The 15,950-nt window shown below is 69.8% G+C and carries 16 protein-coding genes and 1 tRNA gene; 5 read left to right on the top strand and 12 right to left on the bottom strand.

The features are described from left to right. Positions 1-8 precede the first annotated feature (8 nt). The gene (locus ACIBK1_RS11360) at positions 9-878 is read right to left on the bottom strand and encodes a GntR family transcriptional regulator (RefSeq protein WP_396734178.1); all 870 of its coding nucleotides are present in this window, start codon (positions 876-878) and stop codon (positions 9-11) included. 111 nt (positions 879-989) lie between these two features. Here ACIBK1_RS11360 and ACIBK1_RS11365 point away from each other — a divergent pair, with 111 nt between their 5' ends. Genes ACIBK1_RS11365 through ACIBK1_RS11375 form a run of 3 tightly spaced genes read left to right on the top strand, consistent with a single transcriptional unit; the run spans position 990 to position 3,807 of the window. Beyond that, positions 990-2,450, top strand: a complete 1,461-nt coding sequence (locus ACIBK1_RS11365) for a replication initiator (RefSeq protein ID WP_396734181.1) — start codon at positions 990-992, stop codon at positions 2,448-2,450. After that, positions 2,447-2,653 carry a helix-turn-helix domain-containing protein gene (locus tag ACIBK1_RS11370; RefSeq protein ID WP_396734184.1) on the top strand — a complete coding sequence of 69 codons (207 nt, stop codon included), beginning with the start codon at positions 2,447-2,449 and terminating at the stop codon, positions 2,651-2,653. Before ACIBK1_RS11365 ends, ACIBK1_RS11370 begins: the two co-directional genes overlap by 4 nt. Next, on the top strand, positions 2,650-3,807 hold the full coding sequence (locus ACIBK1_RS11375; protein ID WP_396734187.1) for a tyrosine-type recombinase/integrase: 1,158 nt from the start codon (positions 2,650-2,652) through the stop codon (positions 3,805-3,807). The genes ACIBK1_RS11370 and ACIBK1_RS11375 overlap by 4 nt, the downstream gene beginning before the upstream one ends. Before the next feature lie 59 nt (positions 3,808-3,866). Here ACIBK1_RS11375 and ACIBK1_RS11380 read toward each other — a convergent pair. The 7 genes from ACIBK1_RS11380 to ACIBK1_RS11410 form a co-directional block, all read right to left on the bottom strand. Continuing rightward, positions 3,867-3,938, bottom strand: a tRNA-Val gene (locus tag ACIBK1_RS11380). 15 nt (positions 3,939-3,953) lie between these two features. Continuing rightward, complete coding sequence (locus ACIBK1_RS11385; RefSeq protein ID WP_396734190.1) at positions 3,954-4,910, bottom strand: ROK family protein; 957 nt, start codon at positions 4,908-4,910, stop codon at positions 3,954-3,956. After that, positions 4,907-5,233, bottom strand: a complete 327-nt coding sequence (locus ACIBK1_RS11390; protein ID WP_030505658.1) for a hypothetical protein — start codon at positions 5,231-5,233, stop codon at positions 4,907-4,909. Before ACIBK1_RS11390 ends, ACIBK1_RS11385 begins: the two co-directional genes overlap by 4 nt. A 71-nt stretch (positions 5,234-5,304) precedes the next feature. Next, positions 5,305-5,760 (bottom strand): peroxiredoxin, encoded by a 456-nt coding sequence (locus tag ACIBK1_RS11395; RefSeq protein ID WP_030505659.1) that lies wholly within the window; start codon positions 5,758-5,760, stop codon positions 5,305-5,307. A 73-nt stretch (positions 5,761-5,833) separates the two neighbouring features. Further along, on the bottom strand, positions 5,834-6,262 hold the full coding sequence (locus ACIBK1_RS11400; protein ID WP_030505660.1) for a DUF3052 domain-containing protein: 429 nt from the start codon (positions 6,260-6,262) through the stop codon (positions 5,834-5,836). Between the two features lie 140 nt (positions 6,263-6,402). Next, on the bottom strand, positions 6,403-6,756 hold the full coding sequence (locus ACIBK1_RS11405; RefSeq protein ID WP_223867350.1) for a YjbQ family protein: 354 nt from the start codon (positions 6,754-6,756) through the stop codon (positions 6,403-6,405). Between the two features lie 64 nt (positions 6,757-6,820). Continuing rightward, positions 6,821-7,015: a DUF1918 domain-containing protein gene (locus ACIBK1_RS11410; protein WP_030505662.1), complete on the bottom strand. Its 195-nt coding sequence runs from the start codon at positions 7,013-7,015 to the stop codon at positions 6,821-6,823. A 565-nt stretch (positions 7,016-7,580) separates the two neighbouring features. On the opposite strand from ACIBK1_RS11410, the gene aceE reads away from it, so the two are divergent. Together aceE and ACIBK1_RS11420 are read left to right on the top strand one after the other, a co-directional pair. Next, entirely contained in the window at positions 7,581-10,334 is a 2,754-nt protein-coding gene (gene aceE / locus ACIBK1_RS11415; protein WP_030505663.1) for a pyruvate dehydrogenase (acetyl-transferring), homodimeric type, read from the top strand. A 172-nt stretch (positions 10,335-10,506) separates the two neighbouring features. Continuing rightward, positions 10,507-12,384 carry a trypsin-like peptidase domain-containing protein gene (locus ACIBK1_RS11420; RefSeq protein ID WP_396734195.1) on the top strand — a complete coding sequence of 626 codons (1,878 nt, stop codon included), beginning with the start codon at positions 10,507-10,509 and terminating at the stop codon, positions 12,382-12,384. A 361-nt stretch (positions 12,385-12,745) separates the two neighbouring features. Here ACIBK1_RS11420 and ACIBK1_RS11425 read toward each other — a convergent pair whose 3' ends face one another. The 4 genes from ACIBK1_RS11425 to ACIBK1_RS11440 form a co-directional block, all read right to left on the bottom strand. Then, on the bottom strand, positions 12,746-13,141 hold the full coding sequence (locus ACIBK1_RS11425) for a VOC family protein (protein WP_396734198.1): 396 nt from the start codon (positions 13,139-13,141) through the stop codon (positions 12,746-12,748). Between the two features lie 195 nt (positions 13,142-13,336). Further along, a complete protein-coding gene (locus ACIBK1_RS11430) occupies positions 13,337-14,050 on the bottom strand; it encodes a helix-turn-helix transcriptional regulator (RefSeq protein WP_030505666.1) in 714 nt (237 codons plus the stop codon). Between the two features lie 264 nt (positions 14,051-14,314). Continuing rightward, positions 14,315-14,773: a helix-turn-helix transcriptional regulator gene (locus ACIBK1_RS11435; RefSeq protein WP_076434476.1), complete on the bottom strand. Its 459-nt coding sequence runs from the start codon at positions 14,771-14,773 to the stop codon at positions 14,315-14,317. Positions 14,774-14,842: 69 nt separating this feature from the next. Beyond that, positions 14,843-15,859 (bottom strand): PHP domain-containing protein, encoded by a 1,017-nt coding sequence (locus ACIBK1_RS11440; RefSeq protein ID WP_030505668.1) that lies wholly within the window; start codon positions 15,857-15,859, stop codon positions 14,843-14,845. Between the last annotated feature and the right edge of the window lie 91 nt (positions 15,860-15,950).

A 15,950-nucleotide genomic window follows, 5' to 3' on the forward strand; every position in this document is an offset into this window, starting at 1 on the left:
GCCGGCATCTAAATCACGAGGTCGATGCCGTTGTCGCTGAGTTCCTGTGGCGTGAGGTCAGCCTCAGGATCGTCGGCAAGCTCGGTGTGGTAGCCGATCTCGTAGCGGTTGGCGGGGGCCTTGACCTCGGTGACTTCGATCGGACGGCCGTTGGCGTGGGCCATCGTGCGTCGGATGATCAGCAGTGCCTCGGCGTAGTCCAGCCCCAGCAACGCGCGCTCGTCCTCGTACGCGATGCGAGCCGTCGTCAGGGTCATCCACCGGACGGGGCCGTGCTCACGAATGAGTGACTGGTAGAAGAAGCCGGGACGCTTGCGGAACTGCTGGTAGCGCTCAGGTTCGTCCCACTCGGGGAGCATGTCCGCGTTCGTGTAGGAGCTGATTTCCAGCCGGGCTGACGCGCCGTGGATGCCTGCAGCGTGGCCACGGTGCCACATGCTGCGGCGATGGATCACCGGGTGTCCGGGCCGGACGCCGAGCATGATGGCGACGTCTCGGTTCGCGCTGATCTTCTCGTCGGTGAACAGCGGGGCCTCGGGCTCGACGTCCTTCATGGCCAGATCCCAGCCAAACTCCTGAACGTCCGGATGGTTGCCGGGCGCGGCCAGGTCCGGCCGGTTCCGGTCCGTGATGATGATGGCGCGCCGCTCGGGCATGGGGCGCACGAACGAGCCTCGTCCGCGCATGACGTAGGCCAGGCCCTCGGAGACGAGAGTGTCGATGGCTTTGCGGACCGTGGGGCGGGAGACCTCGTACTTTCTGACCAGCTCCGGTTCGCTCGGCAGCGCACCGCCAGGCGGATAACGGCCATCGAGGATGGCGGCGCGTAGGTCGGTAGCGATGACGCGCCAGCGCGGGTCTTTCTCCTCGGTCTCCATACGATCCCTCCTAATTCTCTCAACACAACTTGTACTACAGGTTGACGAGCACCAGCAACGCACGTCAACATGTACTACAAGTAGTCCTACGGCAGGAGGGAGGTACCGATCATGAGCGCGAACGACGAACACGATTGGATGACCGACCTCGTTCGGGTCATCAACGCACCCGGCTATGACCGGTGGCGTTCGATGGTGGCCGCGACGGGCGGCTGTGCCCACCCCATCCACCTGGCCGGCGAGTCGGCCATCGTGGACACGGGCACCGGCGAGGTCCTGCACAGCTACACCACGGCCGACCAACCGGGCGGTCGCCTGCTCATCGCCTGCGGCAACCGGCGCGCCTCGGTGTGCCCGGCCTGCTCGGAGGTCTACCGGGCCGACACCTTCCACCTGATCCGCGCTGGTCTGTCAGGTGGCAAGGGAGTTCCGGAGACGGTCAGCTCCCATCCGCGGGCCTTCGTCACGCTGACCGCTCCGTCCTTCGGCCCGGTCCACTCCCATCGGGACGGGCGTGCCTGCCGTCCCCGGAAGCGTGACAAGGTGTGCGAGCACGGACGGCCGGTCGGCTGCCATGCCCGGCACGAACCACGAGATGACCAGCTCGGACAACCCATATGCCCGGACTGCTACGACTACATCGGGGCCGTCCTCTGGCAGGCACACGCGGGCGCGTTGTGGCACCGCTTCACCCTGGCCATGCGGCAAGAGCTGGCCGCACAGATGAGAATGAGCCGCCGTGCCTTTGGTAAGGAGGTGCGCGTCTCCTTCGCCAAGGTCGCCGAGTATCAGCGGCGCGGCCTGGTCCACTTCCACGCGGTCATTCGTCTCGACGGGTCAGCAGGAGCCCTTGAACCCCCTCCCGCATGGGCCGATCACGACCTGCTCGTACGGGCGGTCCCACCTGCGGTCGCCCGTGTCCGTCTCTCCTCACCCGAAAGCGACCTCGGACAGTGGGAGCTGACCTGGGGCGACCAGCTCGACATCCGGCCCGTCCTCCTCGACGAGAAAGCCGAAGGTCTCAGCGAACGGGCGGTGGCCGGCTACATCGCCAAGTACGCCACCAAAGGTGCGGAAGCCTCCGGCACCGTCGATCACCGCGTGTCGTGTCCGGCCTGCGGCGGTCGCGGACGACTTACCTTGATCGCCACCTGCGGGCGCTGCCACGGAACCGGACTCAAACCGGGGCTCCACCTGGACGCACTGCCGGTCACCGACCACGCCCGGCGCATGATCCGCACCTGCTGGGACCTCGGCGGACGCCCGGAGTTCGCCGCCCTGCGCCTGCGGCCATGGGCGCACATGCTCGGCTTCCGGGGCCACTTCTCCAGCAAGAGCCGCGCCTACTCCCTCAAACTCGGCGACCTGCGCGGCGCTCGCGCCCAGCACCGCGCCGCCGAAGCACGCGAACGCCACGGGCTGCCCGCCCTCGGCGACGCGACCACGCTCGTCCTCGACCACTGGCGCTTGGCCGGGATCGGCCACACGCCTGGTGAGGCGATCATGGCCGAGCACATCCGCCAGCGCGTCCAGACCGCCCGCGCCATCAGGGCAGAGCGCGAGGGCGGATGACCCCACCCCCATCCGCCGATCGGCGGCTCTACCGCATCCCTGACGCGATGCGCCTGCTCAGCCTCAGTCGCAGCGTCATCTACGAACTCATCCGCTCGGGGCGACTGCGCTCCGTCCGCCAGGGCCGTATCCGGCTCATCCCGGCCTCGGCCATCGACGACTACATCCGTCTACTCGAAAAGGAGGCAAGGAAGGCATCATGACCGCCCGACGCAGCAAAGGAGACGGCGGCCTGCACTGGGACGAACAGCGGCAACGCTGGATCGCCTCGGTGACCCTGGGCTACTCCCCTGCGGGGAAACGCATCGTGAAGAAGGCCAGCGGCAAGACCAAGACCGAAGCCAAGGCCAAGCTCAAAGAGATCATCCGCGACCACGAAGACGGCCTGGCCATTGCCCCGAGCAACTACACCGTGAGCGACGCCGTAACCTACTGGCTCGCTCACGGCCTCGGCGGCCGGTCCCCCAGCACGGTCCGGATGTACACCACGTTCGCGGAGACCCACGTCCTCCCGGCGCTCGGCGCGCGCAAGCTGCGTGACCTGTCCGTGGAGGACGTGGACTCCTGGCTGGCCAGCAAGAAGGGAGAGCTCAGCACACGGTCGCTCAAGCTGATCCACGGCATCCTGAACCGTGCGGTCAAGAGCGCGATGCGCCGCGACAAGGTGAAACGGAACGTCGTCGACCTCTGCGAGATCCCGGAAGGGCGTGCCGGTCGTCCCTCCAAGGCGCTCACCCTGGCGCAGGCTCAGGCCATCCTCGACGAGGCGGCCAAGGCCACGCCGCGCATGCGTGCGTACATCGTGCTCTCGCTGCTGATCGGCGCTCGGACCGAGGAGCTTCGCGCGCTCACCTGGTCGCATGTCGTCGCGTACGACGAGGAGCGGCAGGCGTGGCTGCCCGTTGACGAGGCCGGCTGGGACCACGAGGAGTTCGCGATCCACGTCTGGCGCTCGGTCCGGCAGAAGGGCGACACCAAGACCGTCAAGTCCCGCCGATCCCTCAAGCTGCCCCGCCTCTGCGTCGACGCCCTTCACGCCCTGGCCGACAAGCAGACCTCCACTGACTCCGATCTCGTCTTCTGCACCAAGAACGGAACGGCGCTCACCGCGCACAACGTACGGCGCGACTTCCGGAAGATCCTCGACGACGCCGATCTTCCTGGTAAGGACTGGTCCCCTCGGGAGATGCGGCACAGCTTCGTGTCGCTGCTGTCGGACTCCGGTGTCCCCATCGAGGACATCTCCCGCCTCGTCGGCCACCGGAACACCGTGGTCACCGAGACCGTCTACCGCAAGCAGATCCGCCCGGTGCTCATGCAGGGCGCGGAGAAGATGGACAGCCTCTTCGAGGCATAGTCACTCAGATAGTCACTCGGTCCGCGAAAACAAGATCGGCAACATGCCGTTTCACCAGGTGGGCGGTACTGGGTTCGAACCAGTGACCCCTCGCTTGTAAGGCGAGTGCTCTACCGCTGAGCTAACCGCCCGGACCGGACTACACCTTACGACACCGACCCGCCTCTCAGCACATCGAGTGACCAGCCGGCGCCCGCGTCGTCGTCTCCCGCCGCCTGCCACCCGAGGAGGGCCGCACCCAGCATGCCCGCCCGAGGGCCGAGGGCGGCCGGGCGTACGGGCGGGGGCTCCCGGAAGGCCAGCCGGCCGGCGAGCCGTTCCCGTAACGGGTCGAACAGGGCCGCACCGGCCTCGGCCAGGCCGCCGCCGATGACGATCAGGGCCGGGTCGAGCACGAGCACGTACGACGCGAGGGCGATGGCCAGGGCCTCGATCGCCTCGCCGAACACCTCGGCGGCCACCGGGTCTCCCGCGACCGCGAGTTCGACGACCTCCTTCGCGGTCGCCGTACGGCCGGAGCGGCTCGTGAAGCGGCGGGCCACGGCCGAGGCGGAGGCGTAGGTCTCCAGGCAGCCGATCTGCCCGCAGGCGCACTTCTCCCCCGCCGGCCAGACGGACGCGTGCCCGATCTCGCCGCCCCAGCCGTGCGCGCCGCCGTACGGCTCGCCGCTGAGCACCACCGCTCCCGCGATACCGGTGCCGATGGGCAGGAAGAGGAAGTCGGCGACGTCGCGGCCCGCGCCGAAGACGCTCTCGGCCAGGCCGCCCGTGCGGACGTCGTGGCCGAGCCGCGCCGGGACGCCGGGAGGCGTGAACGCCTCGGCGGGCACGTCCCGCCAGCCGATGTTGGCCGAGTAGACGGCGGTGGACGCGGTGACGATGCCCGGGACGGCCAGGCCCACCCCGGCGGGCTCGGCGCCGTACCGGGAGCGGCCGAGGTCGGCGATCTCGCCGGCGTAGGCGCGCACGGCGTCCACGACCGCGCCGGGGCCGTTCTCACGCCCCGTGGGGCGCCCGGCGAGGACGGTGACCTCGCCCCGCCGGGTGACGAGGCCGCCCTTCATGGAGGTGCCGCCCACGTCCAGTGCGACGACGTACGTCACGAGCGGCCCAGGACGCGGTCGAGTGCCGCCTCCACCTCCGCGGCGAGGCCGGGCATGCGGGCGGAGCCCGGCGAGCCGGCCGTGACGAGCGGCTCGTCGGTGCGGGCGAGCCGCACCTCACCGCACGAGCGGCACTCGATCTCCCCCAGGCGGCAGATCAGCGCGATCGAGCCGCACGAGGCGCACGTGTCGAGATCGAGGTCGTGCACACGCTGGCAGTCCGGGCAGACGAGGACCTGCGCTTCGCGACGCACCCCGCGCTTCCAGGGGCTGGCGCCGCGAACGGGGTCGGTCTGCCGGGCCCCGCACCTGTAGCAGGGCATCGTGGCCTCCAATGGGGCGAGTCGGAGTCGGAGTCGAATATGTCAGTGCCCGGGGGCGGGCAATGAAACGATCAGATGTCCGCGAGCGCCTTCCGGTACTCGTCGAGATCGCGTGCGGAACCGATCGGGTTGACGACCTTCCAGCGCACGACGCCTTCGCCGTCGATGATGAACGTGCCCCGGAGCGCGAGGCCCCTGTCCTCATCGAGGACACCGTACGCCCGGGCGACCTCACCGTGGGGCCAGAAATCCGACAACAGGGGGAAGGAGAAGCCCTCCTGGTCGGCCCAGGCGCGCTGGCTGAACATCGAGTCGACCGACACCGCCAGCACCTGGACGTGCGGAGGCAGCGAGCCGGCGAGCTCGTCGCGGATGGCCGCGAGCTCGCCATGGCAGACGGGACTGAAGGACAGGGGATAGAAGACGAGCATCACCGTTCTGCCCCGCAGGCCGGACAGGCGCACGGGAACGCCGTGCTGGTCCTTGAGCGTGAAATCCGGAGCCCGCTGCCCGACCTCTATCGCCATGAGCAGTCCCTCCCCAGGTGTCCGCCCATCATCCTGCCGTACGGCATCCCCAGGCCGTACGGCAGGGCAATACTCAGCGGCGGGCCTTCGGGGCGACGAGCCTCGTGCCCGACCAGTCCCTGGCGGCGCTCACGCTGCTCGTCTGCGACAGCCCGGCGGTCGCCGCGTCCTCACCGATGTCGCTGGGCTCCACGTGGCCCTCGCGCCCCGCCTTGGGGGTCAGCAGCCAGATCTGGCCTCCGTCGGCGAGTGCGGTCATCGCGTCGCTCAGCGCGTCGAAGAGGTCGCCGTCGCCGTCACGCCACCAGAGCAGCACCACGTCGACGACGTCCTCGTAGTCCTCGTCCACCAGCTCGTTGCCGGTCAGCTCCTCGATGGACTGGCGCAGCGCCTCGTCGCAGTCCTCGTCCCAGCCGACCTCCTGCACCACCTGACCGGCTTTGAGGCCGAGTCGTTCGGCCAGGCCGCGCTCGTCCTGCGCCTGACCCGCGGTCGCGCTCACGTTTATCCCTCCTGCTTGGGTGACCCCGCCGATGTTTGCGGTTGTCCCGGCTCGTTGAGAGCCATGCTTCGGCACAGTCCACACGCTGCGACCCTTCGTCGTCAACGGTCGCCACGGCGGGTGACCCGCACCGTTATCTCTTAATCGGTCAAAAACGACAAACGTACACGCCTGTCGGGGTTGTCGACGTTGAGGTCGATCAGGGCGACCGACTGCCAGGTCCCCAGTGCCAGCCTGCCCCCGAGGACGGGAACGGTCGCGTACGGCGGAATGAAGGCGGGCATGACATGCGACCTCCCGTGCCCACGGGAGCCGTGCGCATGCCGCCACCGGTCGTCCGCCGGCAGCAGGTCCCCCAGAGCGGCCAGCAGGTCCTCGTCGCTGCCGGAGCCGAGCTCCAGCAGCGCCACGCCCGCCGTCGCGTGCGGGACGAAGACGTGCAGCAGCCCGTCTCCTCCGCACTCGCGCACGAAATCGGCGCACTCCTTCGTCATGTCGTGCACGCGCTCGCGCGCGCCGGTCCGCACCTCGATCACCGTCGATTTCACATCCGCGATATTACGATTCGCGCTGAGCTGGGAGGACGACGGCATCCGGGCCGGGGAAGACGAGCGCCTCGTGCCCGTCCTCGTACTTCACCAGGAACGGCGGGCCGCCCTCCGGACCACGGACCTCGACGATCACACCGTGCTTCTCGTGGTCGCCCACGACGGCACCGTGCACCACCAGCCGGTCCCCAACCGTTGCGTGCATCTCGGTCCCCCTCTCTCCAGAGCCTTGTACGGCTATCGCCACCTGGAAAGAGCAGAAACCCCCCTCTCCTCAGAGGAAGGGACAACTCATACCAAAACGTTACGTGGCCGTCCCACCACCACCGGCCCCGTACGGCCGTTTCCTGCGACATGCCGCGGACCTGGAGACAGGCGAGGCGAAAGAGCGCCGAAGACGATTACGGAATGGCGAGGACCGCGACCGCGCGGCGACTTCGCCCGCGCTTCCGGGTAGGGCGCGGTCAGGCCGGGTAGGGAGCCTCCGACCAGGCACGATGTGACGTCCGCGACCTCGCGACGCCCCCGGCGGAGGCCGGGAATGGATGGTTGGTAAAAATCGTCCTACCATCGGTGGTCTAGGCCAAGACCTGCCCCGTAGCCAGCGCGGACGGTCCGGTTACCGGGCGGTAGAGATGCACTTTCCGGTGGGACGAGACAGGATGGAAGAAGACCGCAACGCCGCGATCATGCGCTGACCGCATCGCAGCAGGCAACACAGACGTAACAGATCCGACGAGACAAAGTCCATTCTCGGAAGGCGAGACCCAGTGGCTTCCGGACGCCAGCGTTATTCGATCATCAGTGACGGCCTACCCAGCCAGTTGCCTGATGTCGATCCGAGCGAGACCAACGAATGGCTCGAATCGCTCGACAACGTCATCAAGACCGAGGGCCGCACTCGTGCCCGCTACCTGATGCTCCGGCTGCTCGAGCGCGCCCGCGAACACCAGGTCGGCGTGCCCGGCCTGCGCAGCACGGACTACATCAACACCATCCCCCCGGAGCGCGAGCCCTGGTTCCCCGGGGACGAGTACGTCGAGCGCCGCATCCGGGCCTACATCCGCTGGAACGCGGCGGTGATGGTGACCCGTGCCAACGCGCGGACCAACGTCGGCGGCCACATCGCCACCTACGCGTCCGCGGCCTCGCTCTACGAGGTGGGCTTCAACCACTTCTTCCGCGGCAAGGACCACGGGGAGTCGGGCGACCAGATCTTCATCCAGGGCCACGCGGCCCCGGGCATCTACGCCCGCGCCTTCCTGGAGGGCCGCCTCGACGCGCCGCAGCTCGACGCGTTCCGCCAGGAGCTGTCCCACGGGATCAAGGGCCTGCCCTCCTACCCGCACCCGCGGCTGATGCCGGACTTCTGGGAGTTCCCCACGGTCTCCATGGGTCTCGGCCCGATCGGCGCGATCTACCAGGCGCGGTTCAACCGCTACCTGCTCAGCCGCAAGATCAAGGACACCAGCCGCAGCCATGTCTGGTGCTTCCTCGGCGACGGCGAGATGGACGAGCCCGAGTCTCTCGGCGCGATCGGCGTGGCCGCCCGCGAGGAGCTCGACAACCTCACCTTCGTCATCAACTGCAACCTGCAGCGGCTCGACGGACCGGTACGCGGCAACGGCAAGATCATCCAGGAGCTGGAGTCGTACTTCCGCGGCGCCGGCTGGAACGTCATCAAGGTCGTCTGGGGCCGTGACTGGGACCCGCTGCTCGCGGCCGACGTCGACGGCGTGCTGGTCAACCAGATGAACACCACGCCCGACGGGCAGTTCCAGACCTACTCGGTCGAGTCGGGCGCCTACATCCGCGAGAACTTCTTCGGCGGCGACCCGCGCCTGCGCAAGATGGTCGAGCACATGACCGACGACGACATCCGCAAGCTGTCGCGCGGCGGCCACGACTACCGCAAGGTGTACGCCGCGTTCAAGGCGGCCCGCGAGCACGTCGGCCAGCCGACCGTCATCCTGGCCCAGACGATCAAGGGCTGGACGCTCGGCAAGGACTTCGAGGCGCGCAACGCCACGCACCAGATGAAGAAGATGAGCAAGGCCGAGCTCAAGGAGTTCCGCGACCGGCTCTACCTGCCCATCCCGGACAAGGACCTCGAGGCCGACCTCCCGCCGTACTTCCACCCGGGCGAGGACAACGACGAGATCGCCTACATGAAGGAGCGCCGGGCGGCGCTCGGCGGCTACCTGCCCAAGCGGGTCGTACGCGCCAAGCCGCTCAAGCTCCCCGGCGACCCCGTCTACTCGGGCCTGCGCAAGGGCTCCGGCAAGCAGAACGTCGCCACCACGATGGCGTTCGTCCGCCTGCTCAAGGACCTCATGCGGGACAAGGAGATCGGCGCCAGGTTCGTGCCGATCATCCCGGACGAGGCCCGCACGTTCGGTGTGGACGCGATGTTCCCGACCGCCAAGATCTACTCGCCCCACGGGCAGACGTACGAGGCGGTCGACCGCGAGCTGCTCCTGTCGTACAAGGAGTCGACCGAGGGTCAGATCCTGCACGAGGGCATCAGCGAGGCCGGCTCGATGGGCTCGGTCCTCGCGGCGGGCTCGTCGTACGCCACCCACGGCGAGCACATGATCCCGGTCTACATCTTCTACTCGATGTTCGGGTTCCAGCGGACCGCCGACCAGATGTGGCAGCTCGGCGACCAGATGGGCCGGGGCTTCCTGCTCGGCGCGACGGCCGGCCGCACCACGCTGAACGGCGAGGGCCTGCAGCACGAGGACGGCCACACCCCGCTGATCGCCTCGACCAACCCCGCGGCCGTGGCGTACGACCCGGCGTGGGCGTTCGAGATCGCGCACATCGTCAGGGACGGCCTGCGGAGGATGTACGGGGAGCACCCCGAGGACGTCTTCTACTACCTGACCGTCTACAACGAGCCCTATCCGCAGCCTGCCGAGCCGGAGGGCGTGGACGTGGAGGGCATCCTCAAGGGCCTCTACCTCTACGCCCCGGCGACGGGCGACGGGCCGAAGGCGAACATCCTGGTGTCCGGCGTCGCCGGCCCGTGGGCGCTGGAGGCGCAGCGGATGCTGGCGGAGGACTGGGGCGTGTCGGCCTCGGTCTGGTCGGCCACCTCCTGGAGCGAGCTGCGCAGGGACGCCCTGGACGTCGAGGAGCACAACCTGCTCAACCCCGACGCCGAGCAGCGCGTGCCGTACGTGACCACCAAGCTGTCGGGCGTGCCGGGGCCGTTCGTGGGCGTCAGCGACTACATGCGCGCCGTCCCGGACCAGATCGCCCAGTGGGTGCCCGGCGACTGGACCTCGCTCGGCACCGACGGCTTCGGCCTGTCCGACACGCGTTCTGCGCTGCGCCGCCACTTCCACGTGGACGCGGCCTCGATCACGCTGGCGGTGCTGACGCAGCTCGTGCGGCGCGGCGAGATCAAGGCCGAGACGCTGCAGGAGGCCGTCGCCCGTTATCACCTCAAGAACGGGGTGACCGAGGTGGTGGCTCAGCAGACCCCGGAGACCAACGACACCCAGTCGATGGGCGTCTGATCCGCGGATCGTCCGGCGGCCCCCGCTCCGGCGGGGGCCGCCGTCGTCTCCGGGTCGTCTCGGGCGCCCTCACCCCACCTGAGCGGCGCGGATGCGGCGCTGCGGCGCGCCACCGGCCGGTCCCAAGCCACCTCCAAGCAAGAGACAAGACCGTTCCATCACTCTTGCGGCCGTGGATGGAAATCTCAGGAAATACTTCGGCAGACTGACCGGGGGGATGGCCGCGACGGCGGCGTTCGCCCTGCTCGTCGTGGCCGCTCCCGCTTCGGCGGACACCGGGGACGAGGTCCCCGTCGGCACCCGGCTGGCCGCTCGCACCCACCCGGCCGTGCAGCTCACCAGCATCACCTACTCCGGCGAGGTCGTCGTCCCGAGCAGCCAGGCCAAGGAAGCCGCGTGGGACCAGCTGACCAACGACGCCACCCGGGCCGTGCTCGCCGGCAAGATCCCCTCCGACGAGCGGAGCATCGCCAAGTTCCTCTTCCAGCGCGTGGCGGCCGACGTCGACCGGTATCTCCAGCCCGTCGGCCCGGAGCGCACGGTCAAGGCGCAGGTCGGCGGCATGTGCACGGGCTGGTGGGTGACCCCCGACGGCTACATGGTCACCGGCGCGCACTGCGTCGAGATGAGCAACGAGGAGCTGTCGCAGACCTTCGCGCAGCAGGCGCTGGAGAAGTTCAACAAGCAGGACGCGAAGGACATGATCAACGCCCTGCGGAACTTCGAGGCCGACAAGGAGATGATCGAGCTCGTCCAGCAGATCTACGTCACCTTCAACAGCACCCACCTGGAGATCCGCGGCCTGCGCAAGAGCCTGTCGGTCCTGCAGAGCCTGCCCGGCGGCGGCGTCGACAAGACGGCCAAGGAGGTCCCGGCCGAGCTGGTGTCGGTCGGCGAGAGCTACCCGGGCAAGGACTTCGCGCTGCTCAAGGTCAACGGCCAGCAGAACCTGCCGACCGTGCCGCTCGGCGACGACGCCGACGTGCAGACCGGTGACACGCTCTACATCAGCGGCTTCCCCGGCCTGGTGACCAACACGCCGTGGTTCAGCATCGAGTCGAAGCTCGACCCCGCGCTGACCGAGGGGCCGTACAACGCCAAGCGCAGCACGCAGGAAGGCGTGCCGTACATCCAGACGCAGGCGCCTTCCTACCACGGCAACTCCGGGGGTCCCGTCTTCAGCCGTGCGGGCAAGGTCGTCGGCATGCTGATCGCCGGCACGGTGAGCGAGAACGGCGAGGCGTCGGAGAACGAGAGCTTCGTGCTCCCGGTCTCGATCATCAAGGAGAAGCTCAACGAGAAGAACGTCAAGCCCGCCGCGTCGTTGACGACGACGAAGTACAACGAGGCGCTCGACGACTTCTTCCAGCGGCACTACAAGGACGCGCTGCCGAAGTTCCGCGAGGTGCAGGCGCTGTTCCCGGGCCACCCGTACGTCGCGAAGTACATCACCGACTCGCAGCAGGCGATCTCGTCCGGCAAGGACGAGACCCCGCAGCCGGTGTGGCTGTGGGCCGCCGTCGGCGCCGGTGTCCTGATCGTGATCGGCGGCGGCGTCCTGCTGCTGCTCCTCATGCGCAGGCGCAGGAAGAGCTCCTCCTCTCCGCAGGGCCGGTCGCCCTCGCCCTCGTACGGCGGGCCGTACCCCGGCGTGAACGGCGGCGGCTTCCCGGCGCAGGCGGGCGGCGGCTACGACCGGCAGCCGGTGAACGGCCAGGTGCTCCAGGAGCTGCCCGGGCTGCCGCAGGGCTGGCAGCCGCAGAGCCTGCCGCCGGCCAACGGCCACCAGCCCGGGCGGGCGGGCGGAGGCTACGAGGCCGCACGCTCGCACGACCACGATCCCCAGCGGCCGGGCGGGGGCTACGACCCCCAGCGGCCCGACGGCGCGACGCAGTACGTGCGTCCCGCTCCCTCGCCCTACGGGCAGCAGCGGTCGCAGGCCGCGGCGGGACGGGGCCCGGGCGACTCCGGCGCTCCGGACGTCGCCGACCTGGAGCGGGAGATCGCCGAGCTGCGTCGCCAGTTGCAGCACCGGCAGCCGGAGGCGTGACGGGGCCCGCCGCGGCGCCCGTCGGTATCGGTCCGCGTTTCTCCACCGGACAGACGAAGCAACCGCAGACGGGGCAACCGGGCAGGAAGCAACCAGGCACGGAGCAACCAGACACGACGCAACCGCCGCCGGCCTTTCTCGCAGGCACCGCCACCGCAGGCGTGGCGACGCGCCGCCGCCGGCCGCCCGTTCGGCACCTCGAACGGGCGGCCGGCGGACCCCACCCGGCCGGCGGGGGCGGGGTACGGCCGTCCGAGCGCCCTGACGGCCCGGAGGGGAAGGGCCCGGAGGGAAAGGCGCCGCAGGGGAAGCACGGGGGATCCCGGCGGGCGTTCGGACGGCCTGGGTGCGCTCCGGCCGGTCAGGAACCGGCGGGAGCGAAGACGCCGAAGAGGTTGCCGGACGTGTCGTGGAGGTAGGCGAAGTCGGGGCCGCCCTCGTTGCCCACGACCTGGCTGAGCACCTTCCCGCCCAGGGCCTCCACCGTGCGGCAGGTCTCGGCCACGTCCCGCACGAGCACCGTGAAGACGGCGTGACCAGGCATGTCGCCGCGGGTGCCGAACACGCCGCCGCGCACCTCGTCGTCACCGTCGTAGCTGATGAGCCGGTAGTCCATGCCCATGGCGGCCGAGCCCTCGTCCGTGCGGAACCGCCAGCCGAACAGGTCGCCGTAGAAGCGCTGGACACCCTCGGGGTCGTCGCTCGCGATCTCGAACCAGGCGACGGTGTTGACGGCGGGGGCGGCGGGAGTGGTCATCATCGGTCTCTTTCTCTGTTGCCTCTGCGGGCGTTGCTCTCCTGGGCGACGGCTCCGGCGGCGGCGTGACGAGCGGGGAAGGTGCTCGGTGGGCCACGGCCGGTTCCTCGTCGTGTGAGTAGAGCCTCCCGCTCTCCGGCGACACCCCCCTGTCGGCGTTTCCAGAAATTCACGAACATTTTTTCGAATCAACGGTCAGTCGAGCACCGGTGTGCGCGCGATCATGTCCGGCACGCAGGCGTCGAACGCCTCCAGGGGCCGGCCGGGCACCGGATCCTCGGTGACGACGGCCTCGGCGATGCGGTCGAGCCGGAAGACGCGGACGGCGTCGCGCAGCCGGCACCAGGCCACCAGATACCACCACCCGCTCCGCCCGCCGACGAACGCCCCGGGCTCCACCTCCCTGGTCGTCAGCACGCCCTGAGCGTCGCCGTAGTGGATGCGTAAGACGACCCCCTTGAGCAGGGCCTCCTCGATGACCCTGCCGATCGACCCGGTGTATCGGGACTCCGGCTTGTCGTCGGTGAGGATCTGCACGCGGGCGGCCAGTTGCCGGGCCCGGTCCCCCTCGGGGCCGGGCATGGCGGCGACGAGCTTGCGCAGCGCGCTGCGCGCCTCGTCGGCGAAGGGCTGCTGTTCTGTGCGGCTGAGGGCGATCGCCACCGCCACGGCCTCGGCGGGGGTGAAGTTGAGCGGGGGCAGGGACATCCTCTTGTCCAGGGCGTACCCTCCCCTGCGCCCGACCTCCGCGTAGATCGGCACGCCGGCCTGCTGCAGCGCGGAGATGTCCCGCTCGATGGTCCGCGAGCTCACCTCGAAGCGCAGGGCGAGCTCACGCGCGGACCGGCAGCGCGGGGAGATCGCCCGCAGGTCCTCGACGATCGCATAGAGCCGGTCGGTACGGTTCACGCCGCAGAGGGTAGGCCACCCCACCGACATTTCTCGCTGACGCGTTCGACTACATCCCGTCGGCGCAGGTCGTCACAGCGGCACGCGGATTACGCGGGCGGCCGCTCCCGCCGGCGCCTCCCGGGGTTCGACCGGGGTTCGGCGGGGTTCGGCGGGGTTCGGCGGGGTTCGGCGGGGTTCGGCGGGGTTCGGCCAGGGTTCAGCAGGGGTTCCGGCCGGACGTACCCGCGGCACGGTGCGCGGACCGGTCGGCGGACGGCAGGGTCAGCCGCCGACGGCCTCGGCGAGCTCGGCGAGACGGTCGCGGCCCGGCTCGGGGAAACGCTCGTCCATGACCTCGGCCCAGGAGATGCGGTCGAGCCGGAAGACGCGCACGTCGTCGCGTAAACGGCACCAGGCCACCAGATACCAGTGCCCGCCCCTGCCCCCGAGGCAGATGCTCGGCTCGACGTCCCTGACGGTGGGCACGCCCTTGCTGTTGACGTACTCCAGGCGCAGCACGTGCCGCCCGCGCAGCGCCCTGTCGATGGCGCGCTTCACGGAGTCGGGGCCCGCGAGCGCGTAGCCGCCCTGGTCGAGCCGGATGGGGACGCCGGCCTCCCGCAGCTTCGCGACGTCGCGCACGACGGTGCTCTTGCTGACCCCGAGACGCGAGGCGAGCTCGCGGGCCGGCAGGCATCCGGCGGATTCCAGCTCCTTCACCAGCGCGTCGCGGCGTTTCATGATTCGACGCTACGTCGATCAGTGCGGCGAAACCCACACAACACGCCTCACTCGGACGCCACAGCACTATCACCCCACGTCCGTGGCAATCCCCCAGGGATGGGTGTTGCGGATGCGCTCGGGCGGTATCCCGCACAGGGCCGCGCGCTCGCACCCGAACCGCTGCCAGTCGAGCTGGCCGGGCGCGTGGGCGTCGGAGTCGATCGCGAACTCGCAGCCCATCTCGTACGCCAGCCGCATCAGGCGCTTGGGCGGGTCGAGCCGGTCGGGCCTGGAGTTGATCTCCACCGCGACCCCGAACCTCCGGCACGCCTCGAAGACGATCTCGGCGTCGAACCGGGACTCCGGCCGCCCGCGCCCGCGTACGACGCGGCCGGTGCAGTGCCCGAGGACGTCCACGTCGGGGTCTGCCACCGCCGCGACCATCCGCCGGGTCATGTCCGCGGCCTCCATCCGCAGCAGCGAGTGGACGCTCGCCACCACGACGTCGAGCCGTTCGAGCAGCTCCGGCTCCTGGTCGAGCGAGCCGTCCGCGGTGATGTCCACCTCGATGCCGGTCAGGATCCGGAACGGCGGGCCGCCGTCCCCCGCGTACCGCTCGTTGAGCTCGGCGACCACGTCGAGCTGCCGCCGCAACCGGTCGGCGGACAGGCCGTGTGCGACGGTCAGCCGGGGCGAGTGGTCGGTCAGCGCCAGGTACTCGTGACCCAGCGAGCGGGCGGCGTCGGCCATCTCCTCGATGGGCGAACCGCCGTCCGACCAGTCGGAGTGGCTGTGGAAGTCGCCGCGCAGCGCCGACCGCAGCGCCTGCGCGGCCTCGTCCAGGTCGACGTCCTTGGTGTCCTCCAGCCGCCGCAGGTAGGTCGGCACGGCGCCGTCCAGCGCCTCGGTGACGGCCAGGGCCGTGACCTTGCCGATGCCCCGCAGCTCGGTCAGGCCGCCGGTGCGCGCGAGCCGTACGAGCTCCTCCCTGGGCAGGTCCTCGATCGCGGCGGCGGCGCCCCGGAAGGCGCGCACGCGGTAGGTCGGCTCGCCGGCCCGTTCCAGCAGGAAGGCGATGCGCTTCAGCGCCTCGACGGGATCCACATGCGCACGCTACCCGGCGTACGGAATCTCAGCCGGGAACGCGAAAACAGACTCACCAGGAACCCCGCACCTGCCTGTCCCGTTCGTCCAA

This window comes from Microbispora rosea (genome assembly GCF_044460045.1).
Classification (GTDB): domain Bacteria; phylum Actinomycetota; class Actinomycetes; order Streptosporangiales; family Streptosporangiaceae; genus Microbispora; species Microbispora rosea.